The organism is Cupriavidus sp. GW821-FHT07C08 (assembly GCF_059419025.1).
Genome location: NZ_JBWKQZ010000005.1, coordinates 279,035 through 305,327, shown reverse-complemented (window position 1 = coordinate 305,327; position 26,293 = coordinate 279,035). Strand labels below are relative to the sequence as shown.

The 26,293-nt window shown below is 64.2% G+C and carries 21 protein-coding genes; 9 read left to right on the top strand and 12 right to left on the bottom strand.

The features are described 5' to 3' along the window. Positions 1–90: 90 nt before the first annotated feature. The 4 genes from AC07UK_RS09690 to czcI all read right to left on the bottom strand — a co-directional run bounded on the left by AC07UK_RS09690 (position 91) and on the right by czcI (position 6,309). Entirely contained in the window at positions 91–3,267 is a 3,177-nt protein-coding gene (locus tag AC07UK_RS09690; RefSeq protein WP_494687782.1) for a CusA/CzcA family heavy metal efflux RND transporter, read from the bottom strand. A gap of 13 nt (positions 3,268–3,280) precedes the next feature. Continuing rightward, a complete protein-coding gene (locus AC07UK_RS09685; RefSeq protein WP_494687781.1) occupies positions 3,281–4,549 on the bottom strand; it encodes an efflux RND transporter periplasmic adaptor subunit in 1,269 nt (422 codons plus the stop codon). Between the two features lie 16 nt (positions 4,550–4,565). After that, positions 4,566–5,837 (bottom strand): TolC family protein, encoded by a 1,272-nt coding sequence (locus tag AC07UK_RS09680; protein WP_494687780.1) that lies wholly within the window; start codon positions 5,835–5,837, stop codon positions 4,566–4,568. A 97-nt stretch (positions 5,838–5,934) separates the two neighbouring features. After that, positions 5,935–6,309, bottom strand: coding sequence for a cation efflux protein, CzcI family (czcI, locus tag AC07UK_RS09675; protein ID WP_436224638.1), 375 nt, complete (start codon positions 6,307–6,309; stop codon positions 5,935–5,937). A gap of 287 nt (positions 6,310–6,596) precedes the next feature. Here czcI and AC07UK_RS09670 point away from each other — a divergent pair, with 287 nt between their 5' ends. After that, positions 6,597–6,941 (top strand): hypothetical protein, encoded by a 345-nt coding sequence (locus tag AC07UK_RS09670; protein WP_114134296.1) that lies wholly within the window; start codon positions 6,597–6,599, stop codon positions 6,939–6,941. Positions 6,942–6,993: 52 nt separating this feature from the next. Here AC07UK_RS09670 and AC07UK_RS09665 read toward each other — a convergent pair whose 3' ends face one another. Genes AC07UK_RS09665 through AC07UK_RS09650 form a run of 4 tightly spaced genes read right to left on the bottom strand, consistent with a single transcriptional unit; the run spans position 6,994 to position 10,245 of the window. Further along, positions 6,994–7,200, bottom strand: a complete 207-nt coding sequence (locus AC07UK_RS09665; RefSeq protein WP_013953980.1) for a zf-HC2 domain-containing protein — start codon at positions 7,198–7,200, stop codon at positions 6,994–6,996. 41 nt (positions 7,201–7,241) lie between these two features. Continuing rightward, on the bottom strand, positions 7,242–7,835 hold the full coding sequence (locus AC07UK_RS09660) for a sigma-70 family RNA polymerase sigma factor (RefSeq protein WP_494687779.1): 594 nt from the start codon (positions 7,833–7,835) through the stop codon (positions 7,242–7,244). 58 nt (positions 7,836–7,893) lie between these two features. After that, positions 7,894–9,516, bottom strand: a complete 1,623-nt coding sequence (locus AC07UK_RS09655) for an AAA family ATPase (RefSeq protein ID WP_494687778.1) — start codon at positions 9,514–9,516, stop codon at positions 7,894–7,896. 51 nt (positions 9,517–9,567) lie between these two features. Continuing rightward, positions 9,568–10,245: an alpha/beta hydrolase gene (locus tag AC07UK_RS09650; RefSeq protein ID WP_494687777.1), complete on the bottom strand. Its 678-nt coding sequence runs from the start codon at positions 10,243–10,245 to the stop codon at positions 9,568–9,570. 476 nt (positions 10,246–10,721) lie between these two features. On the opposite strand from AC07UK_RS09650, the gene AC07UK_RS09645 reads away from it, so the two are divergent. The 8 genes from AC07UK_RS09645 to AC07UK_RS09610 all read left to right on the top strand — a co-directional run bounded on the left by AC07UK_RS09645 (position 10,722) and on the right by AC07UK_RS09610 (position 19,792). Next, entirely contained in the window at positions 10,722–11,786 is a 1,065-nt protein-coding gene (locus AC07UK_RS09645) for an AraC family transcriptional regulator (RefSeq protein WP_494687776.1), read from the top strand. A gap of 305 nt (positions 11,787–12,091) precedes the next feature. Beyond that, positions 12,092–12,880 (top strand): SDR family oxidoreductase, encoded by a 789-nt coding sequence (locus AC07UK_RS09640; protein ID WP_436225354.1) that lies wholly within the window; start codon positions 12,092–12,094, stop codon positions 12,878–12,880. Between the two features lie 80 nt (positions 12,881–12,960). Continuing rightward, a complete protein-coding gene (locus tag AC07UK_RS09635; RefSeq protein ID WP_436224631.1) occupies positions 12,961–14,250 on the top strand; it encodes a styrene monooxygenase/indole monooxygenase family protein in 1,290 nt (429 codons plus the stop codon). A 76-nt stretch (positions 14,251–14,326) separates the two neighbouring features. Further along, entirely contained in the window at positions 14,327–14,851 is a 525-nt protein-coding gene (locus AC07UK_RS09630) for a flavin reductase family protein (protein WP_013953987.1), read from the top strand. Positions 14,852–14,950: 99 nt separating this feature from the next. Next, entirely contained in the window at positions 14,951–16,549 is a 1,599-nt protein-coding gene (locus AC07UK_RS09625; protein ID WP_494687775.1) for a phytoene desaturase family protein, read from the top strand. A gap of 26 nt (positions 16,550–16,575) precedes the next feature. After that, positions 16,576–17,355 carry a cyclase family protein gene (locus tag AC07UK_RS09620; protein ID WP_494687774.1) on the top strand — a complete coding sequence of 260 codons (780 nt, stop codon included), beginning with the start codon at positions 16,576–16,578 and terminating at the stop codon, positions 17,353–17,355. 43 nt (positions 17,356–17,398) lie between these two features. Next, entirely contained in the window at positions 17,399–18,343 is a 945-nt protein-coding gene (locus AC07UK_RS09615) for a SphA family protein (RefSeq protein ID WP_494687773.1), read from the top strand. Positions 18,344–18,556: 213 nt separating this feature from the next. After that, positions 18,557–19,792 carry an adenylate/guanylate cyclase domain-containing protein gene (locus AC07UK_RS09610; protein WP_494687772.1) on the top strand — a complete coding sequence of 412 codons (1,236 nt, stop codon included), beginning with the start codon at positions 18,557–18,559 and terminating at the stop codon, positions 19,790–19,792. Between the two features lie 85 nt (positions 19,793–19,877). On the opposite strand, the gene AC07UK_RS09605 is transcribed toward AC07UK_RS09610, so the two are convergent. From AC07UK_RS09605 to AC07UK_RS09590, 4 genes are read right to left on the bottom strand one after another with little or no spacing between them, the layout of a single operon-like run. After that, a complete protein-coding gene (locus AC07UK_RS09605) occupies positions 19,878–20,612 on the bottom strand; it encodes an MgtC/SapB family protein (RefSeq protein WP_494687771.1) in 735 nt (244 codons plus the stop codon). A gap of 12 nt (positions 20,613–20,624) precedes the next feature. Then, a complete protein-coding gene (locus AC07UK_RS09600) occupies positions 20,625–21,989 on the bottom strand; it encodes a TolC family outer membrane protein (RefSeq protein WP_494687770.1) in 1,365 nt (454 codons plus the stop codon). A gap of 29 nt (positions 21,990–22,018) precedes the next feature. Further along, positions 22,019–25,072 carry an efflux RND transporter permease subunit gene (locus tag AC07UK_RS09595; RefSeq protein WP_494687769.1) on the bottom strand — a complete coding sequence of 1,018 codons (3,054 nt, stop codon included), beginning with the start codon at positions 25,070–25,072 and terminating at the stop codon, positions 22,019–22,021. Further along, positions 25,069–26,175 (bottom strand): efflux RND transporter periplasmic adaptor subunit, encoded by a 1,107-nt coding sequence (locus AC07UK_RS09590; protein WP_494687768.1) that lies wholly within the window; start codon positions 26,173–26,175, stop codon positions 25,069–25,071. The genes AC07UK_RS09595 and AC07UK_RS09590 overlap by 4 nt, the downstream gene beginning before the upstream one ends. Positions 26,176–26,293: the final 118 nt, after the last annotated feature.

Sequence of the window (26,293 nt, the reverse complement as noted above, 5' to 3'; positions counted from 1 at the left end):
CATGGCGTCGTGAAAGGTCGATTGCTTTTGCAAAAGACACTGGGTTCCCGCCTTCGCGGGAACCCAGTGTCTTCAACGTAGCTTCGCAGCTTACATTTCCACCCGCGCAAACTCCCCCTCCTCCTGCGCCGCTTCCGCCACCGCCTCGTCGTTCCGGTGCGCCAGCCGGTACAGCACCGGCAACACCAGCAAAGTCAGCGCCGTCGACGACAGGATGCCGCCGATGACGACCGTCGCCAGCGGGCGCTGCACCTCGGCACCCGTGCCCGTGGCCAGGGCCATCGGCACGAAGCCAAGCGACGCAACCAGCGCCGTCATCAGCACCGGTCTCAGTCGCGTCAACGCCCCATCGCGGATCGCCGCATCCAGCCCAAGACCTTCCTCGCGCAGCGAGCGGATAAACGACAGCATCACCAGCCCGTTGAGCACCGCCACGCCGCACAGCGCGATAAAGCCCACCGCCGCCGAGATCGACAGTGGAATACCGCGCAGCCATAGCGCCAGGATGCCGCCGGTCAGCGCGAACGGGATGCCGGTGAAGACCAGCAGGCCGTCCTTGACGTTGCCGAACATGGCGAACAGCAGCACGAACACCAGCCCCAGCGCCAGCGGCACCACCACGCGCAGCCGCGCGGTGGCGGACTGCAGCTGCTCGAAGGTGCCGCCCCAGCTGGTCCAGTAGCCCGCAGGGATCTGCACGCGCGCGCGGATCGCGGCCTCGGCCTCGGGCACGAAGCTGCCGATATCGCGCCCGCGCACATTGGCGCTGACCACGATGCGGCGCTTGCCGTTCTCGCGCGAAACCTGGTTGGGGCCCGGCGCGATCTCCACGCTGGCGACTTCGCTCAGGGGGATATAGCTGGTGCGCGCGGCGGCCTCCTTCGGCAGCGGCACCGGCAGGCGCCGCAGCGCTTCCACGTCCTCGCGCACGGCATCGGGCAGGCGCACCACGATGTCGAAGCGACGGTCGCCGCTGAAGAAGGTGCCAGACACCTTGCCACCGATGCCGATCGCCACCGCATCCTGGATGTCGCTCAGGTTCAGGCCGTAGCGCGCCGCCTTGTTGCGGTCGATCTGGACTGTCAGCATCGGCAGGCCGGTGGTCTGTTCGACCTTCACCTCGGCCGCGCCGGGGATGCCCTGCAGCACCGCCGCGATACGATTGGCGGTCTGCTCCAGCACGGCGTTGTCGTCGCCGAACACCTTGACCGCCACGTCGGAGCGTACTCCCGAGATCAGCTCGTTAAAGCGCAGCTGGATCGGTTGCGAGAACTCATAGTTGTTGCCGGGCAACTTGCCGACCTCATCGCGTATCGCGGCAATCAACTCGTCGCGCGTGCGGCGCGGCTCGGGCCATTGCGCAACATGCTTGAGCATGATGTAGCCGTCGGAGATATTCGGCGGCATCGGGTCGGAGGCGATCTCCGCGGTGCCGGTGCGCGCAAAGATGCGCTCGATCTCCGGGAACTTGGCCTTCAGCGCGGTTTCCACCTGCTGCTGCATCGCCACCGATTGCGTCAGGCTGGTGCCGGGGATGCGCAAGGCCTGGATCGCCAGGTCGCCTTCGTTCAGGCTGGGCACGAACTCACTGCCCAGCCGCGTGGCAATGGCCAGGCACAATGCCACCGCCACGCCGGCAAACGTCAGCACCACCGGCGTCGCGGCCAGCGAGCGCTCCAGCAGCACCGCGTAGCGGCGGCGCGCCCAGGCCATCAGCCGGTTCTCGCGCTCGGCCACGCGGTTGCCGATGAACAGCGCCACCGCCGCCGGCACGAAGGTCACCGACAGCACCATCGCGCCCAGCAGCGCCAGCACCACGGTGAAGGCCATCGGGTGGAACATCTTGCCCTCGACCCCGGTCAGCGCAAAGATCGGCAGGTACACCACCATGATGATCAGCTGCCCGTACAGCAGCGGCCGGCGCGCCTCGCGCGCCGCCGCAAAGACTTCATGCAGGCGTTCGCTGCGCGTGAGGGGCCGGCCGTGGCGCTCCTGCGCATGGGCCAGCCGGCGCACGCAGTTCTCGACGATCACCACCGCGCCGTCGACGATGATGCCGAAGTCCAGCGCGCCCAGGCTCATCAGGTTGGCGCTGATGCGGTAATGCACCATGCCCGTGAAGGTGAACAGCATCGACAGCGGGATCACCAGCGCGGTGATCAGCGCCGCGCGCAGGTTGCCCAGGAACAGGAACAGGATGGCGATCACCAGCACCGCGCCTTCCAGCAGGTTCTTCTTGACCGTAGCAATGGCCTTGTCGACCAGCGTAGTGCGGTCGTACACCGTGACGGCCTGCACGCCCTTCGGCAGGGTGCGGTTGATCTCGGCCATCTTGCGGTCCACCGCCTGCGAGACCGTGCGGCTGTTCTCGCCGATCAGCATGAACACGGTGCCCAGCACCACCTCGCGGCCGTTCTCGGTGGCCGCGCCGGTGCGCAGCTCGCCGCCGGCCTGCACGGTGGCCACGTCGCGCACGCGGATCGGCTGGCCCTGCGCGGTGCCGACGATCACGTCGCGGATATCTTCAAGCGAGCGCACCTGCCCCGGCACGCGCACCAGGTACTGCTCGCCGCGGCGCTCGATATAGCCGGCGCCGACGTTATCGTTGTTCTTCTCCAGCGCGCTCACCACGTCGGCCAGCGACAACCCGTACGACGCCATGCGCTCCAGGCTGGGCGCGACCACATAGGCGCGCGCATGGCCGCCGATGGCATTGACCTCGGTCACGCCGGGCACGTTGCGCAGCTGCGGGCGGATCACCCAGTCCTGGATCTCGCGCAGGTCCGACAGCGTATAGGGCGTGCCGTCCGGCTTGCGCGCGCCGGGATCGGCCTCGACCGTCCACAGGTAGATTTCGCCCAGTCCGGTCGAGATCGGGCCCATCGCGGGCGTGATGCCGGCGGGCAGCTTGTCGCGCGCTTCCTGGATGCGCTGGTTGACCAGCTGGCGGGCAAAGTGGATATCGGTGCCGTCGCGGAAGATCACCGTCACCTGCGACAGGCCGTAGCGCGACAGCGAGCGGGTCTGCTCCAGCCCGGGCAGGCCCGCCATCACGGTCTCGACCGGATAGGTGATGCGCTGCTCGGTCTCCAGCGGCGAATAGCCCGGCGCGGCGGTGTTGATCTGCACCTGCACGTTGGTGATATCGGGCACCGCATCGATCGGCAGCCGGGTGTAGCTGTAAAGGCCCAGCGCGGCCATGCCCAGCACCGCCAGCAGGACCAGCCAGCGTTGCTCGATGGCAAAGCGGATCAGGCGTTCAAACATGGGTGCCTCCCGCTCAGTGCTCATGCCCGGCGCTGGCTTTGCCCAGCTCGGACTTGAGGATGAAGCTGTTGGCCGCGGCGTAGCGCGCGCCGGCCTGCAGGCCCTCTGTCACCTCCACCAGCTTGCCGCCAGCGCGCCCGGTCTTGACCGGCTGCACCGCAAACCCGCCCGGCACGGTGATGAACACCACGCTCTGGCCGTCGACCTGCTGCACCGCGTCGGCCGCCACCGTCACCGGCGCCTGCGCCGGCGCGCCCAGCACACTGACCGTGACGAACAACCCCGGACGCCACGCCATGCCGGGATTGGCCAGCGTCACACGCGCCTTGGCCGTGCGCGTCTGCTCGCCCAGCAGCGCGCCGACGTAGGACACCTTGCCCTCGGCCTGCGTGTCCGAGGCGCTCGAGCGCACCGTGACCGCTTCGCCCACACGCACCTGGTCCAGGTCGCGCGCGGACACCACGAACTCCGCCCACACCGAACTCAGGTCGGAGACCGTGAAGACGCTGGTGGCTTCCTGGACCGCTTCGCCCAGCGCCAGGTGCTTCTCGACCACGATGCCGTCGAACGGGGCACGCAGCGCAAACTGGTTCAGGCTGCCGCCCTTGCCCGCGCTGTTCTCCGTGGCGCCAATCGCGGTCAGCTTCTGGCGCGCGTTCTGCACCGCGATCTGCGCTTCCTCCAGCGCCGTGCGGGCCTGCTGGTAATCCTGCTCGGCGGAGATCGTCTCCTGCCAAAGCGTCTTCTCGCGCGCGTAGGTGGCACGCGCCAGCGCCTCGCGCTTCTGCGCCGCCAGCAGCTCGCTGCGCTGCTCGGCCAGGGTCGTGCTGGCGAGCAGCGCCAGCACTTCGCCCTTGCGCACCTGTTGCCCGAGGTTTGCCGGCACCGCCTGCGCCACGCCCGCCACGCGCGGCACCACGTGCGCGGTGCGGTCTTCATTGAAGCGGATCTCGCCGGGGAACTCGACGCTGCTGCGCAGCGGCGCCGCGGCGGCGGTGGCGATGCCGATGCCGGCCTGCTGGATCTGCGCGGGCGTCAGCGCGATCAGGTGCGGCTTGCCTTCGGCTTCCGGCTTCGCCGCGGGAGCACTGGCGTCAGCGTGCGCGGCCGCATTGTCTCCTTCCTTGCCATGTTCGTGCTCGTCGCCATGCTCGGCTTGCCCGTGCCCGGCCTCGCCGGTGGCGCCGCCGCCCTTGCCGGTGAACAGGATCGCCGCGCCGCCCAGCAGCCCCGCGACCAGGATGGCCACCACGGCGGCCCGTTGTTGCTTGCTCATTGCCATGTCAGCAGCTTCCGTATCAGTGTCCGAGGATGCGGTCGATGCTGGCCGCCGCGTCATAGGTGCGAGCCAGCACGTCCAGGTAGCGGATGCGCGCCTGGAACAGCGTGCGCTGGGCATCCAGCACATCGAGGAAATTGAATTTGCCGGCCTCGAACCCGCGCGAGGCGGCGGCATAGGCCTGCTCCGCCGCGGGCAGCACCGAGGCCTGCAGCGTCTGCGCAGCAGCGCGCGATACCGATAGCTGCGTCGACGCCTGCTGCAGCTCACCCGCCAGGCGGATGCGCGTGGCCACGTGCGTGTCCTGCGCCTTGTCGGCCCGGCGCAATGCGGCGTAGAGGTTGCCCTGGTTGCGGTCAAACAGCGGCAGCGGGATCGCCACGCCCAGCACGGCCATATTGCGGTTGGCCTCGTTGTCGCGCTTGGCGCCCAGGCTCACGGTCACGTCGGGGTACTGGCGGCTGCGCGCCACGGCGACTTCAGCGCGGCTGCGCTCGGCCACGAGGCGGCTTGCCGCCAGCTGCGGCGAGTCTTCCAGCGCCGCTTGCAGCGCTGCCGGCGCGGGGCGCGAGGGCAGTGCGTCAAGGTCGCCCTGCGCCTGCGCAAAGTGCGGTACGGCATTGCCCCACAGCGCGGCCAGCGACTGCCGTGCGGATTGCAGCGCGCCGGTGGCCTCGGCCAGTTCCAGCTCGGCATTGGCCTGTTCGACCCTGGCGCGCGTTTCTTCCAGCGGCGCGACCTTGCCGGCGGCCACGCGCCGCCCGGCCGCCGCGGCCGCCTTGCTGGCGATGCCGACCGAGCCTTCGGCGAGCTTGACGCGCTCCTGCGCCACCAGCACGCCAAAGAAGCGTGCGATCAACGCGGCGCGCAGCTCGGCGCGTGCGCCGCCCAGCTCGGCCTGTGCCAGTTCGCGCCCGCGCTCGGCCACGCCGATGCGCGCGGCGCGCTTGCCGCCGAGTTCGATCGGCAGGTTGATCTGGCCGGTGGTGGAGCGCGTGGCCTTGCGCGTGTCTTCCATCGACACGGCCAGTTCGGGATTGGGCAGCACGCGCGCCTGCGTGACATCGCCCTCGGTGGCGTCAAGCTCCTTGCCCGCCGCGGACAACGTGAAGCTGCCGGCTTCGGCCAGCGCCAGCGCGGCGTCGAGCGTCAGCGTGCCGGCAGGCTCTTGCCCCAGGGCCGGCGAGGATGCCGATGGCTGCGCCATGGCAGGGGGCGGCGTCTGCGTGACGCCATGGATCGGGCTGGAGAGAACGGCCGCCAGCCCAAGCGGCAGCAAAAGTCTTCGCATCGAATTGCACCAGGAAAGAAACCAGGAGAATTCGGCGAGACGCCTGACGTCAGGAACTCAGGGAGATCAGGAAAGCGTGGAAGCGTCGTCTCGCCGGCTAGGCAAGACGCGGCCACTGCGGACGGTCGGGCGCCCGCGCACTGTGCGAAGAGAAGCTGGGCTGCGGCGCCGGTGGCACCAGTTCCACCCGGCGCATGGCGTGCACGTCGGGCGCGTCGGCCCGTGCAAACGGCAGCGAAGCGATATGGCAGACGCCGCAGTCGGGATCGGGCAGGCCGAGCTTGGCCTTGTCCTGCGCCTTCTGCGCGGGCTGGTCCTGCTTGCCGCTGTCGGCCTTGTGCTGGTGCTCATGGTGCCCGAAATGGGCCTTGGCCGAAGCCGCCACCTCATGCCGGCAATACGCGGCGGCTCCCGCCCAGGCGAACTGGAGCGGCAGGACGAGCGCAAGAAGGATGAGGATGAGCCGTTGCATAGGGGAAGTGGCAGCTGCCCTGGCCGCCTGGCATCAGGCGACGGGGGGGATTGCAGCGAGCCGCAAGTTTAACCGAGCCGCGCCGGGCATTCCGGCGACGGGGTCATTACATTTTCGTCATGCCACGGGCAGTCTCCCCTCTCGCCCATTAGTTCAATATTTTTGAATGACTTGTCCGGCAACTGGCCTGTTTCGGTGTCGATGGCGCTCCTATAGTTCTGTACATGAACGGCACGCACACAACGCAAAGCCTTCTGACAAATTCAACGAGCTTAAGGAGAACCATCATGACCAAGACCACCCGCCTCGCTACCGCCCTGCTCCTGTCGCTGGCTGCCCTGGGCGCCGCGCAAGCCGCCACCGCCGCCGAGCAACTGCCCGGCGACAAGTACGGCTACAGCTTCCGCAGCACCGTGCCCGGCGACAAGTATGGTTATGAGTTCCGCAGCCACGATGTGTTCACGGACGGCGCCCGCGCCGGCAAGGCCGATCCGTTTGTCGACGGCGCCCGCACGGTGGCCGGGCTGGAGCGCAGCGGCGTGTCGGCATCGCCGTCGCGCAGCTTCGACACCTTTACCGAAGGCAGCCGCGCTGGCAGCTTCGACCCCTACGGAGAAGGCGCTCGCGCCTGAGCGATACCGGCACCCAGCCAGCAAGAAGGCCAGCGCATCCGCTGGCCTTTTGTCATTCGTCGCGCCCCAGCCTGTGCATGGCCTCGCGCAGGGTCCGCATCTGGGCGCTGAAGCTGGTGCAGGCGTCGCAGATCGCCAGGTGGGCTCGCATGCGCAGCCGCTCGCCCCATGACAGCGGTCGGTCCAGGCCCTTCATGGTGAGGTGGTGCACCTCTTCACAGTTCGGCAGCAGGCGGCGGGAGGGGCGGGAATCTGGCATGTTGCTCAGTGGCTTATCCGTTGCATGGGCTGGCGCCGGGCTCAACCGGCCTTGCCGGGCCGGCCGTGCTGGCCGAACCAGTGCAGTTCCAGGCATTCGCGCAGGCGCATGCGGGCGCGGTACAGCATCGCCCAGGCATTGGTCGCGCTGATCTGCAAATGCTGACAGATTTCTTCGGTGTCCAGCTCCAGCCACTCGCGCATCATGAAGATCCGGCCGGTGCGCTCCGGCAGGCGGTCCACGCAAAGCTGCAGGATCTCGAAAAACTCGCGGCGCTCAAAGGCGCGTTCCGGGTTGCCCCAGTCGGACGGCGGGTCCTGGTAGTGGCCGTTGCGCGTGAACAGCGCGTCGATGGCATCGTCGTCGGATTGCGGCTGGCCTTCGGCATCGGTGACCAGCGCCAGCCTGACCTCACGCTTGCCGCTGCGCAGGGTGTCGATGATCTTGTGTTTGAGGATGCCAACCAGGTAGGTGCGCAGCGTTGACTGGCCGGCGAAGCGCTCAGGGTGTTCCAGCGCCGCCAGCAGCGTTTCCGAGACGGCATCCTCGGCCACCGCCTCGTCGCGCAGCTGCAGGCGGGCAAAGCGCAGCAGGTAGGGGCGTATGGCCTGGAGTTCGGCGGGGTCGAGGCTCATCAGGGATCGGGGCGCGGTTGCCTGGACAGATGGCCCATGATACCCGCGCACCGGCGCCTTACCCTATCCCGCGGAACTGCCCGCACAGCCGGAACACGTCTTCCGACAGCGGGATCCCCTTGGCCTTGCCGTAGCGGGTCGCCAGCTTCAGCAGCTCCTTGATGTCGCGTCCGCTCGCCTTGGGGTAGGCGGCGGTCAGCGCATCGATCAGCCCGTCGCCCAGTTCCGCGCCGAACTGCGCGGCCTGCAGGCGCCACAGGCGCATGGCGTCTTGCTTGCACGGCGTTTCGTAATGGATGGTGGCGATGCAGCGCGACAGGATGGCATCGTCGACGTCGCCGATGCGGTTGGTGGTCATGAACAGCAGGCCGTTGAAGTACTCCAGCGTGCGCAGGAATTCCGCGACGATGGCGTTGTGCTCCAGGTCGTTGTCGCGGCAGCGGATATAGACGTCGGCCTCGTCCAGCAGCAGGATTGCGTTCCAGCGCATGGCGCGGCGCAGGATCGTCATCAGCGTGGCACCGACCGACGCGGCCGTGGTGCCCAGCTGCCCGGAGTGCACGCGGTAGAGCGGCTTGCCCACCACCTCGGCGTAGATCTCCGCGGTCAGCGTCTTGCCCAGGCCTGGCGCGCCCTGGCACAGGATGGTGGTGCCGCCGGACTTGCCGGGCACGAAGTCCGGCACCAGCATGTCCATGTGCGAGGTCAGGATATCGATCAGGTCGCGGTGATGCGCGGGCAGGACCAGCTTGTCGCGCAGGGCCGGCTGGTAGCGATACTCGGTCAGGTGCTGCACATGCACCCAGATATTGCGATGCCATTCCAGGTGGAACAGGTGCACGTAGCCATGCAGCGGCACGCGCTCAAAGCCCTCCATGACCCCGGCATCGCGCCAGAACGCCGGGTCGCAGGTCATCTCGAAGCGGCGCTCCAGCCGTTCTTCATCATTCACGCAGCGCGCGCCCGCGGTGTCGGCAATCGGCGTCAGCTCGGCGGGTCCCTTGGCATCGAGCGAGAACGCCGCGCGGGTGGCGACAAACTGCGCGCCGAAGCGGCGCTGGTAGCGCACGAAGCGCTGCGCATGCTGCTCGTATTCGTGCCGGAATTCCGCGCACTCCTTGTAGAAACCGAACTCGGCCAGCAACTCCGGGATGGTGCGGTTGGCGATGTCGTCGCGGGTGATCACCATCGACGTGGTCATGCCGGAGCGGCGCAGGTGGTGGTCGGTCAGCGTGGAGTTGGCCGACTGCATGGTGTTGGCCAGCATGTCCACCACCACATAGGGCATGCCCTGCTCGGGCGACACATAGCGCATCCGGCGCACCAGCCACGGCAGCAGCACGCCGTCGCGGCTGCGCTGGTACAGCCAGCCATCGATGGCATCGCGCGACAGGTAGGCGACCAGCCCCGCCACCAGCTGGTCCAGCCCCGGAATCACGCGCGCCTGCGGCGCGTTGTAGACATTGTCCAGCGCCAGCATCTGGAACATCAGCGCGCGCTCGTTCTGCGTCTTGCTCAGCGTGTAGAGCGAGCTCAGCGACTGCGCATCGAACAGCTTGCTCGACACCAGCATATTGCCGTGGCAGACGCCGTGTTCCTGCAGCTGCCGCGCCAGCGGCGACCCGGTTTCGATCATCGCCAGCAGGGGATGGATCAGCGCCTCCGGAATCTCGAAATCCATGTACCGCACTCCCGTTGAATGGCGTGGCCGCGCCGGCCAGCGGCCGGGGTTTCACTGCAGGAAGAAGTCGATCGCGCGCTCGACCACGGGCGGATGGATGACATGCAGTCCATCGAACTCGACGTACTGCACGTCGTAGCCCGCGGCCTTCAGCCTGGCCGCATGGGCGCGGCCACTGGTGGCAACCGGCAGTTGCTCGTCAGCCAGCCCGTGCGCGACAAACACCCTGGGCGCGCCCTCCTGCATGAACACCGACATGAAGCCGCCGGAGAACGCAATCACATGGCTGGCAATGTCGCCGTTGGTGATGCCGATCGACAGCGCGTAACTGGCCCCGTCCGAGAAGCCGGCAAAGGCAAGCCGGCCCGGGTCGACCCGGTAGCGCAACGTCACCGCGGTCAGCGCCTGGCGCAGCCGCTCCAGATCGGGGCCGTTGCCGCCGATCACGATGTCCCAGGTCGGGTAGAGCGAATGCGGCGCCAGCACCAGGAACTTGTGGCGCTGCGCATGCGGCTCGATATGCGGCAGCACCTTTTCCGGAAACCCGCCCGCGCCGTGGAACATCACCAGCAGCGGCACCGGCCCGCTGTCCGGCAGGCCGTCCGGAACGAACAGCACGGCATCGCGCTCCGCGGCCACGCCCAGCGGGCTGCGCCCGGGTGGCAGCGGGCCGTCGACGGGATCCGCGTGGGTGAATGACAGGCGACCGAACAGCGAGGGATCGAGCATGGCGGCAGGAGGCGTTATGCATACTTAATATATTGTATATCACATATCTAAGTATGGGCCGTGAACTCCGGAGACCGACAGCGCATTCCCTCCTTCGCAAGCAAACCAGCACCTGTCCTATTCCTGGTTCTCCAGCAGCGGGAAATACCGCCCGATATCCCCGTCCTCGCGCAGGATGTCCCGCATCAGGTCCGCCAGCGGCATCTGCCCCCAGCGCCTCCCTTCGAGGCGCCGACGGGATTACCCGCATCGGCTCGAAGTGAATATTTCCATAATCATATTTTTATGCCTAAACTATATGGACAAGAAGAGAGCGTGGCGACGATCGCGCAGAGATTCCCTGGCGGTCGGCCAACAGGGCAGCCCGGCCTCCTTCTTGGCGTGCGCAGGAAGTTTAGGTATAAAGTAACTGATTGCGCGGCTTCCCTCGCTTCGCAGGCGAGCCAGGCACGCTGCAATGCTGCAGGAGTGAGACGATGCAGACCGCCCCCCAGTCACCCGCCGACATACCGTCTTCTCCGGCGCGTGACCACAACTGCGCGCCGCAAGGCATGCTGGCGAACTACCCCTCATTCCGCTCCGAGGATGTGAAGGAGGCCCAGGGCAAGATCGCTTCGGTATTTTGCCCGCATGAACTGCGAGTGGTCGGTGCACTGCAGCAATTGCATGTTCAGCACAACCTGGTACGACTGCATGAGACCGCACTCAACTTCCTTGCCTATGGCGCCCATGTAGAGATCGACCCTGGCTGCCTAGAGCACTTCTATCTCGCCCAGATCCCGGTTGCGGGCCATGCCGAAATCAAGTGTGGCTCGCAGGAGATACTTTCCGACGTCCGCACCGCCAGCCTGCTGAGTCCAGACACCCCAACCCGAATGCACTGGCATGAGGATTGTGCGCAAGTCTTGCTCTGGATCCAGAAGGAAGCCATCGAGCAACGTTTCGCATTGCTGACCGGGCGCGATCCCAGCGGGCCCCTTTCATTCGATCCGGCGCTGCCCCAGCACGCATGGAGCCAGTCCGTACTTGACCTTACCAGGAATATCGACCAGCACGGCACCAACTGGCTCCAGTTCCCGGCCGCGGTGGCGTCAATGGAGGACTACCTGCTGCGGACGCTGCTGCTGCTTCACCCGCACACTCACACCTATCTCCTTGCGCGCAGCGCCGAGCCCGCCAGGCCACGTCATATGCAGCGGGTGATAGATTATGTCCGCGCGAATGCCGACACACCGCTGACCGTCGCCGACCTGGCGCAAGTCGCCTGCGTGAGTATCCGGGCGCTGGAAGAAGGCTTTCGCCGCCATCTCAATACGACACCGTTAGCCTATCTGCGGGATGCCAGACTGGACTGCGTCCGACAAGCGTTGATTGCTGCCGCCGGAGCGGAGCAGGCCTCCATCACGGATATTGCATATCGCTTTGGCTTTACGCATCTCGGCCGGTTTGCGGCCTACTACAAGAAGCGCTTCGGCGTTTCTCCGTCGGCGACCCTGCGCAGGGGTGCAGCCGAGCGCCATGTCAGCGATGCCGGGCGTTAAAAATCAGCGGGCTCTCCAGACCTCGCAATACCCCTGCGGCATCGACCCGTTTCACTGACTTGCAGTCGTTGATACAACAACGCTGGCCCGCGCTCGCGGGTGAACGGATACCTGCACGCCCGGCCATCCGGCAAGGCTGCCGCCCTACCCTTTCCTGACTCCACCGCCTCCTTTTCCCGGTCCGCCAGCGACGGCTCGTTATCTGGATATTGGCCGGCGGATTGTGGATAGCAGCGTCATCACCGCTACACCAAACTACGTTGCACATGGCTACATGCGAGCCAATACAACAAGTGGAGACGGACATGCAAGGAATCGAAGGCAAGACGGCGATTGTCACCGGTGGCGCAACGATGATTGGCGAGGCAGTGGTATCGGCCCTGGTCTCGGCTGGCGCCAACGTCGTTGTCGTCGACATCGACCAGCAAGGCGGCCGCAATGTTGCCGAGCGGCATCCGGAGCGCTGCCGCTTTGTGGCCGTGGACGTGACCAGCGATGCCGATATCGCTGCCTGCATCGCAGACACCATGGAGACCTTCCGTGGCATCGACCTGCTCGTCAACTGCGCCTGCACCTACGTGGATAACGGTGCCGATTCCACACGCGAGCAGTGGCTGGAGTCCTACAACGTCAATGTCGTCGGCGCGGCGATGATGCTGAAGGCGTGCGTGCCGGAGATGAAAAAGCGCGGCGGCGGAGCGGTCGTCAACTTTGCCTCGATCTCCGCGGGCGTGGCGCAGTCGGGGCGCTGGCTGTACCCGATTACCAAGGCAGCGATGCAGCAATTCACACGTAGCGCCGCATTGGATCTGGCCCCGGACAACATTCGAGTCAACTCCGTCTCGCCGGGCTGGACGTGGTCCTCCGTCATCAGCGCGCTGAGCGGCGGCGACAAGGCGAAAGCCGACGGTATCGCCGCAGATTTCCACCCACTCGGCCGGCTCGGCAAGCCAGAAGAAGTCGCGCAAGTGGTTCGCTTCCTCCTGTCAGATGCTTCCGCCTTTGTTACCGGCGCCGACTATGCATGTGACGGCGGATACGGCGCCCTCGGCCCCGAGGGCCGGCAAGCAGCCATCAACCGGCTGACGGCATAAAGCGGCCGGTGATTCCGGGCGACCTCGGTTCGCCCGGCACGAAGTGAATTGCACACAAGACAATCCCACAGGAGAGACACATGATCCCCCATTCCATCGACAAGATCACGCCGCGCAAGATTGCGATTGTTGGCGCGGGTCAGGCAGGACTATTGCTCGGGTGCGGCCTGCTGGATCAAGGCTATGAGGTCACGCTAGTGACAAACCGCACCGCTGACGAGGTATGGGGCGGCAAAGTGATGTCGTCCCAGTGCATCTTCGACCAGGCACTCCAGATCGAGCGCAATTTCCGGATGAATCAATGGGAAAGGCAGTGCCCCACGGTGGACGGCATCGGCCTGACTATCCCTACCGACGACGGCAAGGGCGAAGTTGCCATCCACTGGCGCGCCCGCCTGAATGCCTACGCCCAGTCTGTCGATCAACGTGTAAAGATGCCAGGCTGGATGGCGGAGTTCGAAAGCCGTGGCGGCATTCTGCGTATCGAAAACGTCGAGATTCCCCAGCTTGAAGCCTTGGCCGAATCTCATGATCTTGTTCTCCTGGCCGGTGGCAAGGGAGAGATCGTCAATCTGCTGACACGCAATGATGCACGCTCGCCTGTTCGTCATCCCCAACGCCAGTTGGCACTGGCTTACGTGACGGGCATGCAGCGCAGTGGTCCGTTTGAGTGCGTCAACTTTAATCTGATTCCCGGCATCGGCGAGTACTTTGTCTTTCCGGCCCTCACCACCCAGGGCAGTTGCGAAACGCAAGCCTGCGACATCATGGTCTTCGAAGCCATTCCTGGCGGCCCGATGGACCGCTGGGCAGACGTCAAGTCCGCCGACCAGCATCTGGATGTCTGCCTGGGCATCCTGCGCGACTACCTGCCGTGGGAAAGCGAGCGCTGTGCCAATGTACAACTCACCGATGCCAATGGGATCCTGAGCGGACGTGTCACCCCGACCGTGCGCAACCCTACCCTTTCCCTGCCTTCCGGCCGGTTTGTAATGGGGCTCGGCGACGCGGTCATGGTCAACGACCCGATCACCGGCCAGGGCTCGAACAACGCCACCAAGGGCGCCCTGCACTATTTCGAGGCCATCCTGCGCCATGGGGACAAGCCCTTCGATAAGGCATGGATGCAGCAGACCTTCGACGGCCTTTACGAAAGCTATGCCGAGCCGGTCATCCGTTGGACAAATTCCCTGCTGTTCCCGCCGCCGGACCACATCGTCAAACTGCTGGCCACAGCGCAGCACGCGCCGCGCATCGCCCAGCGCATCGCGAACGGATTCAACGATCCGCGCGACTATGGCAGCTACTGGTTCAACGAGGAAGCCACCGAGGCCTGGATCGCTGAAGAGTCGCAGTCCAAGGCCGCCTGAGGCAAAAAAAGTCACCCATACGAAAGCAAGCAGCCTGCTCACCGTGCAACGGTTGAGCAGGCGACAGGAGACAGCCATGACCGACGCTCGCGAATTTCGGAATGCCCTCGGCCGCTTTGCCACGGGCGTAACCATCGTCACAACGCGCACCCCCGACGGAGAACCCTGGGGCGTGACCGTGAATAGTTTCAGCTCGGTATCGCTGGAGCCTCGCCTGGTGCTGTGGAGCCTCGCCAAGAAGTCCTACAGCCTCGAGGCATTCCAGAAGACCGGGAGTTTCGTGATCCACGTCCTGGCAGCCGACCAGGAACATGTCTCCAACCGCTTCGCACGCGGCGCGGAAGGCAAGTTTTCGGGCGTCCCCTGCACGGATGGCATCGATGGCTCGCCGGTCCTGTCAGGTTGCGCAGCGGTATTCCAATGCCGCAATACGCATCAGTATGACGGCGGCGATCACATCATCTTCCTGGGCGAGGTCCGGCATTTCGACACATCGGATCGGGAATCCCTGCTCTTCTACAAGGGCAACTACGCGCGTACCGCCAACGCTCTTACGGAGCTGTCAGAGCTGATCCGCACCGAATACGTCGCCGCGACCTGATTTCGGTACCGCACACGGCAATCCGTCTAAAGGAAGCTGGCCAACGCCGCGACCGAACGCATTTGCCCGTCTCTCTATCCTTGCCCCCGGGATAATCCAATGAGTACGTATGACGCCGTCATTGTCGGCAGTGGTATCAATTCGCTCGTCTGCGCTGCCGTCCTAGCCAGACGCGGCAAGCGTGTCTGCGTGCTGGAACGCAATAGCACGCTGGGCGGATGCATTCGCACAGAGGCCCTGAATGCACCGGGCTATCTCCACGACACGTTGTCCACGGCACATCCGCTGTTTGTCACGTCGCCAGGCTACGCGGAGCTGAAGGATGAACTTCATCAGGCAGGGCTCAGCTACCGCAATAACAGTACGCCCACTGGCGTACTGTTGCCGGATAACCGTTCGCTGGTTCTGAGCACGTCCCGTGAGCGCAATGTCAGCACATTCAATACGCTGGCAAGCGGCGACGGTGATGCCTTTCAGGCCGCCATGCAAGAGGTCGAGCAAAACGCCGGCCTGGTGTTCTCGCTGCTTGGCAACGAACTGTGGAGTGCCGGTGTTGCAAAGACCGTGGCCGGCCGCCTGTGGAAACAAGGCGTGCATGACACCGTCGCCTTCTTTTCCCCTGCCCTGATGAGTTGCCGCAGCTGGCTGGAGACCCGGGTCAAATCCGACCTGGTCCAGGCGCTGCTCGCGCCATGGGTACTGCATACAGGCCTTGGCCCGGAAAGCGCCATGTCTGCATTGATGGGAAAAGTCGTCGCCTTCACGCTGGAGGCCGTTGGCCTGCCTATCGTCCAAGGAGGCAATGCCCGTACTGTCGACGCCTTCCACAGAATCATCGAGAGCCGGGGTGGTGCTTTCCACGTCAATGCCGACGTCGAGGACATCGTGGTCGAGGGCGGCTCGGCGCGCGGCGTAAGGACGCGGGACAACCGCGTTTTCATGGGCAAGGAGATCATCTGCAACGTCACGCCCGGCCAGCTTTACGGAAAGCTGCTGGCCGCCAAGCACGTTCCCCCGGGCCTACGTCAGCAGGCAGCCGAGTACCGCTACGGCAAGGGGAACATGCAGATCCATTTGGCGCTGTCCGCCCCTCCGGACTGGCCCCAAGAACATCTGCGCGACGTCATCTACCTGCACCTTACCTCGGGTCTGGACGGTGTCTCCAGGGCAGTCAGCGAAGCAGAGCGAGGCCTGCTTCCAGCCGAAGGCACGATTTGCGTTGCCCAGCCTTGCGCTGTTGACCCTTCCAGAAGCCCGGCCGGAGGCTGGGTGCTCTGGATTCAGGTTCCGGAGTGTCCGCGTCAAGTCAAAGGCGATGCGCTTGGAGAGATCGCTGTTCCCGCGAATGGTCGCTGGACCGCCGAACTCCGTGAGCGCTACGCCGACCGGATTATCGACCGCATTGCTCGCCAGGTTCCAAATCTCAAGGCGAGCGTCGTCGGGCGTACGGTCCTGTCCCCGGCGGATCTTGAGTCGATGAACGTCAACCTCGTCGGCGGTGATCCCTATTCCGGCGAATGCAGCATCGACCAGTTCATGTTCTGGCGTCCGGTCCCTGGCGTCAAGGATCACGCTACCCCGGTCAAACATCTGCACCACATCGGCGCCTCGACCCATCCAGGCCCCGGTCTTGGCGGCACCTCCGGTTACCACGTCGCAAATGCGCTCGCAAAGAAACGGGCGAAATCAAACTCATAAGTGAAGCAACACAGGAGACAACAACCATGAGCAACAGCCTCGCCCACTTTGCAGCAGAACTGCTGTCCGGCCGCATCCGCGTGGTGGATCTGACGCAGACCTTGAGTTCTGAATTTCCGACCATCTCGCTGCCTCCGGAGATGGGCCAGACCTGGCCCTTCCGGCAAGAAACCATCTCGCGCTACGACGATCGCGGACCGAACTGGTACTGGAATAACTTCTCCTGCGGCGAACATACCGGGACTCACTTCGACGCACCAGTCCATTGGATCTCTGGTAAGGACTTGCCGGACAATACGACCGACACCATCCCTGCCGAAAAATTCTTCGCCACGGCCTGCGTCATCGACTGCTCAAGGGAGGCCGCGGAAGACCCGGACTACTTGCTCACTGTCGACGCCGTCAAAGCCTGGGAAGCACGGCATGGCCGCATCCCTCCGCGCTCCTGGGTCCTGATGCGCACCGACTGGTCCAAGCGCAATAGTCCCGAGGCGTACCTGAATGCGCGTGACGACGGCATGCACACACCTGGCCCTGACCTGGGCGTCGTCCAGTGGATGATTGAAGAGCGCGATGTCCATGGATTTGGCGTCGAAGCAATTGGCACCGACGCGGGCCAGTCCTATGGCTGGGAGTTACCGTTCCCGTGCCATTACCTCATGCATGGCAACAACCGCTACGGTCTGCAATGCCTGACCAATCTCGACCGACTCCCGCCGCAGGGTGCATTGATTATCGCCGCTCCGCTGAAGATCAAGGACGGTTCCGGCAGCCCGCTTCGCGTCCTGGCTCTTATTCCCGGCTGATATTCCGCTAACCCGCCCATCACAAAAAAAGGAGGAGAACGAAGTGAAGAAACGAGCAATCTCGGCCATGCTGGCCGGTTCGCTTGCGCTAGTCGGCAATCAGGCGCTCGCAAAGGAGGGCGCAGACCAGTATCCCAATGGAGCTGAAAGCTGGATGTCGGGAGCATTGCCCCCGCCCGGCACCTATCTCCTCAACTACACCGGCTATTACGGCGGTAAGCTCAAAGACAGCAACGGCGACAACGCAAACATCGCCGGCAATCCTGCAAAGGTTGACGCCTGGTTCGACGCGTTGCGGGTGGTGAAGGTCACCAACATCACGCTACTTGGCGCGAGCTGGGGCATGCAGGCCATCGTTCCGCTCGTCTACCAGTCCATGAATTTGCCCCAGATGGGCGGCCGTCGCAACGCCACCGGCTTGGGTGACATCACGATCGACCCGATAGTGCTCGGCTGGCATGGTGCGAACTGGCATGTCACGACGGGTCTGGACATCTACGCGCCCACGGGCCGCTACGACCAGAATGATCCCAGGGCCAGCATCGGCGCGAACTACTGGGCCTTCGAGCCAGTTGCGGCATTCACCTGGCTGAACCAGAGTGGCTGGGAAATCTCTGCCAAGTTCATGTACAACATTAAGGGGAAGAACAAGGACTCCAACTTCGGCGGCATGACAGGAAGCTACCAGTCCGGACAGGAATTGCACGTCGATTACGCCCTGGGCAAGCACATCGGCCCGTGGACTGTCGGCTTGAGCGGGTACTACCTGAAACAGGTCACGGACGACAAGTTCAATGGCGCCGTGGTGCCAGAAGTGCCTGGGGTGTGGAGCCGTGGCCTTCGCGGCGAGGTGCTGGCTATCGGCCCCAGCGTCTCCTACACCAACGCCAAGGGAACTAGTTTCACCACCCAATGGCAGCATGAAGCGTATGCCAGCAACCGGTTTGGCGGCGACAAATTCTGGGTCAAGGTGGTCACCGCTTTCTGACGGAATGGGCCCGCGCGGCCCTGTGCTGTGCTTCTGTAGCCATGCGAGAAGACGGCGCTGATTTTCGCCTCGGTGCGAACGGCAACGTGGCGTGCCGGTCAGGGCGTGCCGCGCCGTTGCAGATATGCTCCAATAGCAAAAGCCCTGCCGTCGAAAGCCAGCCCGTCAGGCTGACTCCTGTATGAATTTGCGGCGGAGCGGAAGAGGTGAAGCATGGCCCTTATTAGCCGCCAGCTGTTCTCGGCCAGCCCGCAAATTCGGGTGCGAGATGTAACGCTTTCCGCACACGACGACTTCCAAACCCAGCGAGCCAAGCTTGCCAGCATCATGCTGGACGCAATGTACCAGTTCGTCGGCCTGCTAGACGTCGACGGCAAGATGCTCGAGATCAATCGCGCAGCGCTCGAGGGAATCGGCATTCAAATGGATGACATTCGCGGAATGCCATTCTGGGAGGCCAGATGGTGGGTCATCTCTCCGGAGACCCAGCGCGTCTTGCAAGAGCTGATCCGGCGCGCAAGCCAAGGCGAGTTCGTCCGCGGTGACTTTGAGGTATACGGCCAAAAGATGGGCGAGGAGACGATCATTGTCGACTTCTCGCTAGTGCCTATTAGAGATTCGGATGGCAAGGTGGTGTTCTTGCTGCCTGAAGGGCGCAACATCACGGAAAAGAAGCGCACCGAGGCAGCGCTTGCGCGAAAGAACGAAGAGCTTCAAGCCAGCTGGGATCTAATCTGCCGTCAGCGCGATGAACTTCAGAGTCTTTACGATCGACTCATGGTCGAACAGAAGCTTTCAGAGCGGCTGCTTTTGAACCTGCTGCCCTCTCCAATAGCTGAACGACTAAAAGCACGTCCGGAAATCGTAGCCAACAGCATTCCGGAAGTCATAGCCGACAGCTTTCCTGAAGTGACGGTCTTGTTTGCGGACATCGTGGCATTCACCCGTTTCTCGGTGGGCATGAGCGCCGAGCGCCTGGTCGCAGTGCTCAATGAGATCTTCACCGAATTCGACACCATCGCGGACCGCCGCGGACTTGAGAAGATCAAGACGATCGGGGACGCTTACATGGCAGCAGCTGGGCTACCGGAACCGGTTTCTGACCATGCTGTCCGAGCTGCCGACATGGCACTGGACATGATAGATGCGCTCAGACTGTTCAATCGACGCACCGGCTATAACCTCCGGATGCGAATTGGCATCAATAGTGGATCGGTAGTGGCCGGCGTTATCGGTAAGCGCAAGTTCATTTATGACTTATGGGGCGATGCCGTCAACACTGCAAGTCGGATGGAGTCCCATAGTCTGGCTGGACGGATTCAAGTTACCGACGCAACTCGCAATCGATTGGGAGAATCCTTTCAGTTCGAAGAACGCGGCATCATCGTGGCAAAGGGGGTAGGTGCAGTGCATACCTGGTTCCTGACTGGCCGCCGCGAAGCACTATAGCGATAGTTGTTGGTCGGGACTAAGATGGCGCTACCGTCGCGCACGCCCTAGAGCATCCAGTGCAAATCAGGCTCCGCTACCCGGCTCAACTGCGCACCGGTACGATGCTGAACCGGGAAACACCCTGAGTTGCAGCGCTTTCGGCCGCCAGTGCTGCCGGCGATAGCGCGCGCGACTTTTCCGGCGCGACCAGGCTGACTCGCCACAGGGCCTGATTGTCGGCAAACGTGATGGTCAGGCTGTCGTGCAGCACGCGGTAGCCGCGGGACTTTGCCCTGTCGATCAGCAGATCGAAGTCAGGCACTTCTCCGGGCTGGAAAGTCAGCGACAGATCAAGCGTCATGCGGCGCGGAAGCCTCGCCTCCAGCCGGTGCAACAGGGACATCGAGGCCACGCAGAGCACGGCGAGCAGCAACCCGGCGGCATAAAAACCAACGCCCAGCAACACGCCTATGGCCGAGGCAGCCCAGATCGATGCCGCGGTCGTGAGGCCGCGGATGCTCATGCCGTCCTTCATGATGACCCCCGCGCAAAGGAAGCCGCTGCCGGTGACGACTCCCTGGACGATATGGGTCGGGTCTGCCTGGGCGTGCGCTGAAACACCGCCGTACCACAGCGCCGGGTAGCCGACGAACACAGTCAATGCCGTCGACGCCATGCAGACGAGGCCATAAGTGCGCATGCCGGCGGCGCGGCCGTTGTATGAGCGCTCGTAGCCAACCAGCATGCCGAGCAGCAGCGCGCCCACAATGTTCAGCCCGATGAAGGCGTTGGCGGCAAGAAAGCTGCCGCTCCAATAGTGCTGCAGATATCCGAGCATAGTGTTTCGCGATCAGGCTGCGAGCCAGGCATTCAGCGAGCGCAAGGTTTCCTCGCTCAGTTCGCCCGCCGCGGCGGCAAGGCGCAGACGGCCAAGCAGGTAGTCCAGGCGTGCCTGGACCACGTCAAGCTCAGCGGCGAACACGCGCTGTTGCGCGTCCAGCACGTCGGGTTGCGTACGGGTGCCGACGTCCCGGCCAAGCGTCGTCGCCGCGAGCGCGCTACGCGCGGAAGTCAACGACTGCTCGAGTGCGGCGACGCGGGACACGCCCGTTTTTACCGAGAGGAATCCGTCCTGCACCTTCAGGCGTACGTCGCGCCGGGCGGCGGCAACCTCCTGCTCCGCCTGGCTCTTCCTCGCAACGGATTCCCGCTCGCGCGAATCCAGTCCGCCGCCCGCGTACAGCGGAATGTTGAGCTGCAAGCCGATCGTCGCGCTTCGGGTGTTGCTGGCTGCAATCCAGGGAGCCAGGTTGCCGGTCTGCCCTTGTGCGCCATAACGCGCCACCAGCGCGACGGTCGGGCGGCTGCTGACGCGGTACTTGTCGATCTCCGCGCCGGCAATGTCGCGCTCCGACTGCCTGGTCTTGACGAGGTAGCTCTGTTCTTCACCCTTTGCCTGCCACGCCGTGAGATTGTCCGGTTCCGGCGGCCGCGGCGCGAAGCCAGGTGCCAGCCCGCTGAGCTGATCGGGTGGCATGCCGACGGTTTCCTGGAATCGCGTGCGTCGTTGCTCCAGCGCAGACTGCGCCGTGACTTCGCGGCTCTCCACCCCATCCAGGCGCGCCTGGGCTTCATGAAGATCGGTGATCTTGCCCTGGCCGATGTCGAAGCGCGCCTTCGCGCGGTCGCGTTGCTGCCGCAACGCCGCTTTCTCGGCCTGCACCACACGGAGTGTTTCCTCGCCCAACACCACGCCGAAGTATGCCTCCGCCACCCGCAAGGCCAGATCCTGGCGAGACTGGTCGAACTGCGTCTGCGCCAGGTTTGATTGCTCGCGGAACTGCTTCCTCGTGGCTACCGCGGTCCTGTCATACAGCGGCTGAACCAGAACCACGCCGGCCTGCCGTGCAGTTCCCGAGCTATCGCTGGATACCAACGGCGCGACCTCGGCCGGCGGGTTGCCGGACGAGCGATTGTTGATCCGGTCCAGTGTCGCCTGGAGGTTTACGCGGGGACGCAGCAAGGCGTCGCCCTGCACTGCCTTCTCCCGCCCTGCCGTGAGCGCATCATTTGCAGCGAGGCTCGTCGGATCATGCGCCAATGCCTGCTGATAGGCCCCCACGAGATCGATAGCGCCCGACTCTCCGGCGTTCATGAACAGCACGCAGCCCAAAGCCACCTGCCCGGCCCGCAGCGCCATACTCAATCTTTTCATCGGAATTACTCTCAATGTCACATTTGCGATCAGACGGTCGCAGGACGCTTGGCCCGGTACCAGGTCGCATACAGGGCGGGAAGGAAGACGAGGGTCAGCACCGTAGCAACGGCGAGCCCTCCCATGATTGCCCACGCCATGGGACCCCAGAACACGGAATGGGTAAGCGGCACCATCGCCAGGATCGCCGCCATGGCAGTCAGCACGATCGGACGCAGCCGTCGCACCGCGGCTTCGACGATTGCCGTCCACAACGGGACACCCGCGGCCACGTCCTGATCGATCTGCACGACCAGGATCACTGAGTTGCGGATGATCATTCCGGCGAGGGCGATCACGCCCAGCATGGCGACAAAACCAAATGGAATCCGGAACGCGGCCATGATGATGCTGACACCGATCAGCCCGAGTGGCGCTGTCAGCAGGACCATCGCCATCTTTCTCATATCCTGCAGTTGAATCATCAGCAGCAGGAGCACCGCGATGATGGTCACAGGCATCACCGCGAACACGGAAGCCTGAGCCTTCGCACTTGATTCGTAAGCGCCACCGATCTCGATGCCATAGCCGAGCGGAAGCTCTTTTTCCAGTGCATCGAGCTTCGGCTGCAGTGCACGCGTGACGTCCGGTGCCTGCGCCCCGGCAATATCGGCGCGAACCGTCAACGTTGGCACGCGGTTGCGCCGCCACAGCTCGCTGTCCTCGCTGTCAAGCGTGAGTCGGGCCACCTGCGAGACCGGCACGAACTTGCCGTCGCGCACATAGATCTTTGCGTCCTTCAGGTTGTTCAGGTCCGTGCGCTCCGCCGCGACGAGGCGCGAGACCACGTCGATACCCTGGTCTTCCTCGCGGTACTGGGTGATTGGCGTGCCCGACAGCGAAGCCTCAAGTGCCTCCTTGATCTGGCCTGAGCTGACTCCCAGTGCACGCGCCTTGTCCTGGTCGACGTCAACCTGCAAGCGCTTGACGCGTTCGCCCCAGTCCTGGTTGACTTCGCGCACGTGCGGCTCTTCGCGCATGATTGCCGCCAGTTTCTGCCCGATTGCGCGAACTTTGGCGTTGTCCTGCCCGAACACGCGGAACTGCACCGGGTAACCGACGGGCGGACCGTTTTCCAGTCGATTGACGCGGCCCCGCACATTCGGGAATCTCTCGTCGAACAGCTTCTCGAGCTTCTCTTTCACCCGCTCCCGTGCCTCGCCGCCCTTCGTCATCACCAGCATCTCGCCCAGATTCAGATTGGGCGTCTGCACGTCGAGGGGCAGGTAGAATCGCGGCGCACCGTTGCCAACAAAGCTGGTCACCGCCGCAATGTCCGGATCGCCCTTGAGCAGGCCTTCCAGCTTCCGGACCTCGCGTTGACTCGCCTCGAACGTCGAAGCTTTCGGCATCCACAGGTCAACAATGAGTTCGGGCCGGTCGGACGCCGGAAAGAATTGCTGGGGTATTGCCTTGAACAGCAGCAGCGAGCCGATGAACGCAGCGAGCGTGATGCCGAGCACCCACACGCGCTGCTTCAGGCAGAAGTCGATGAAGCGGCGGAACTTGACATAGAAGCCGCGCTGGTAGACCGCGTCCTCGTCATGCGAGGCGTGCGCATGCTCCTTCAGGAGCTTGAAGCCGATGTAAGGCGTAAAGAGGACGGCCACGATCCATGACAGCACCAGCGAAATGCCCACCACCTGGAACAGGGAGTACACATATTCGCCCGTGCCCGACTTCGCAAAGCCGACCGGGAGAAAGCCGGCAGCAGTAATCAGCGTCCCAGTGAGCATCGGGAAAGCCGTGGCGGTGTAGGCGTATGTGGCGGCGCGGAACTTGTCCCAGCCCTGCTCGAGTTTCAGCGCCATCATTTCGACGGCAATGATGGCGTCGTCCACCAACAGTCCGAGCGCAATGATCAGCGCGCCCAGCGAGATGCGTTGCAACTCGATGCCCATCACGTACATCGCCAGGAAGGTCATGGCCAGCACGAGCGGGATGCTGAGCGCGACGACCAGCCCGGTGCGCAAGCCCAGCGACAGGAAGCTGACGACGAGCACAATAATCACGGCCTCGGCCAGACTCTTCTTGAACTCGAATACGGAATGCTCGACGATACGCGGCTGGTCGCTGACCGCGTGGATCTGCACGCCCACCGGCAAATTGGACTCGATGCGCTGGATCGTTTCATCCAGCTTTTCGCCAAGCCGAATCACGTCGCCGCCCTTGCGCATGCTCACCGCCAGTCCGATCGCCTCATTGCCGTTGAAGCGCATCCTCGAGGTGGCGGGCTCCACAAAGCCGCGGCGGACGTCGGCGATATCGCCAAGACGGAAGGTACGCTGGCCGGCACGGATGCCGATGGCGCGAATTTTTTCGACCGAGTCAAACTCGCCACTGACAGCCAACCGTACTTGTTCCGCGCTGGTCTGCACCGTCCCGCCCGATGTCACGGCATTGGTTTGTGCGAGGGTCGACGCGATCAGTGCCGGGTCGATCCCCAGCGAGGCGAGCTTGGCGGTGGAGACTTCGACATAGATTTTCTGTTCCTGCTTGCCTACCAGGTCGACCTTGTTGACATCGCCGATACGAAGGAACTCATTACGCGCGGCGTCCGCAATCCGTCTCAGGTCGTCATAGTCGAAGCCATCGCCCGTGATGGCATAGAGGTTACCGAACGTGTCTCCGAACTCGTCATTGAAGAACGGGCCCTGCGTGCCCTGTGGCAAGCTATGCCGGATGTCGCCCATCTTCTTGCGGACCTGGTACCACACATCCGGCACGGCGCCCGGCGGTACATCCTCGCGCAGGTTGACCTTGACCTGCGTTTCGCCCGGTTTCACATAGGTGGACGTATAGTCGATCTCCGCAACCTCTTGCAGCTTGCGCTCGATCTTGTCGGTGACCTGGTCGGCCATCTGTTGCGCGGAGCTTCCCGGCCAGTACGCCTGCACAACCATGGTCTTGATCGTGAACTCGGGGTCTTCCTTCTGGCCCAGGCTGCGGTATGCCAGCGCGCCGGCCACTGACAACAGCAACAGCAGGAACGCGACCATCTGCTGGTGCTTTAGTGCCCATTCGGACAGGTTGATACCTTTCACTTCGCACCTCCTGCCTTGGCGACAGTTACCGCCTCGGCCACCTTCACCTGCTGGCCAGCCTGCAGCATGTGCACGCCGGCACTGACCACGGTCTCTCCGCCCGCCAGTCCCTCAACCACGATCACGCTCTCGTTCTGCGCTGCGCCCAGCTTGACTTCACGCGCGATCACCCGCGACGTCTTCGGGTCGACCACCCATACCTGGCGGCCACGTTCATGATCGACGATGGCGGTCAGCGGCACGCGGACTACGCCGCTGCCGTCCACGTCGGGTGCGATCACCGACGCTGTCATGCCTAACCGCAACTCCGGATCCGCCTCCTGAATGGAAATGCGTGCCGAGTACGTCCGGGTGACGCCGTCCGCGTCCGGCGCGAGTTCGCGGAGCTTGCCTGTCCAGGACTTGTCCGGCTGCGCCCACACCGTAATCGTCAGTGTCGGCGCCTTGCGCAGTTCGTCGACGCGCGACTCCGGAATGCTGATCGAGACCTCGCGTTCGCCGTCTGCCGCGACGGTGGCGACCGTCTGCCCGGCTGAAACCACCTGGCCAGCTTCCGCGTTGATTGCGCTGACCACGCCATCGCGGTCGGCTATGAGCGTGGTGAATCCGCGCATGTTGGCATTCAGCTGCTGGCGCGCCTGTGCCGAACGCAGTTGTGCTTCCGCCTGGTTAAGCGCCAGCCGCTGCTGGTCCAGCTCGGCTTGCGAGGCAAAGTTCTGGGCGAGCAGTTGCTCGGTACGCTTGACGTCCACCCGCGCCTGGGCTACCCGGCCTCTTGCCGCATCAGCCTCCGCACCCGCTGCGGCTACCTGCAACGTTTCCTGCGTGGTGTCGAGCTGGAACAACGGCTGGCCGCGCTTGACATGGCTGCCGACTTCCACCATGCGCGCGACGATCTTGCCGGCAGTGCGGAATCCCAGCTGACTTTCGTAACGCGCACGAATCTCGCCTGAATAGGTCGCACCGACCGACCCGGCGGTGCGTCCGGCGACCACGGTCCGCACCGGCCTCACGTCCTTGCGTTCGGGTTCCGGGCCCGGGGTACACGCGGCCAGATGTGCCGCGATGATGGTAAGAGCTGCCGCTCGAAGGTTCCTGTTCAATTTCTGCGCTCCACTAAGGTCCGTCGCTCGCCTGCGAGTCATCAGCGATCCACATCACCGAGCCGGTCCGGCCGGACTCGTGCTGGCGTCATTGACGGCAAGCCTGTTCGGGCTTTTC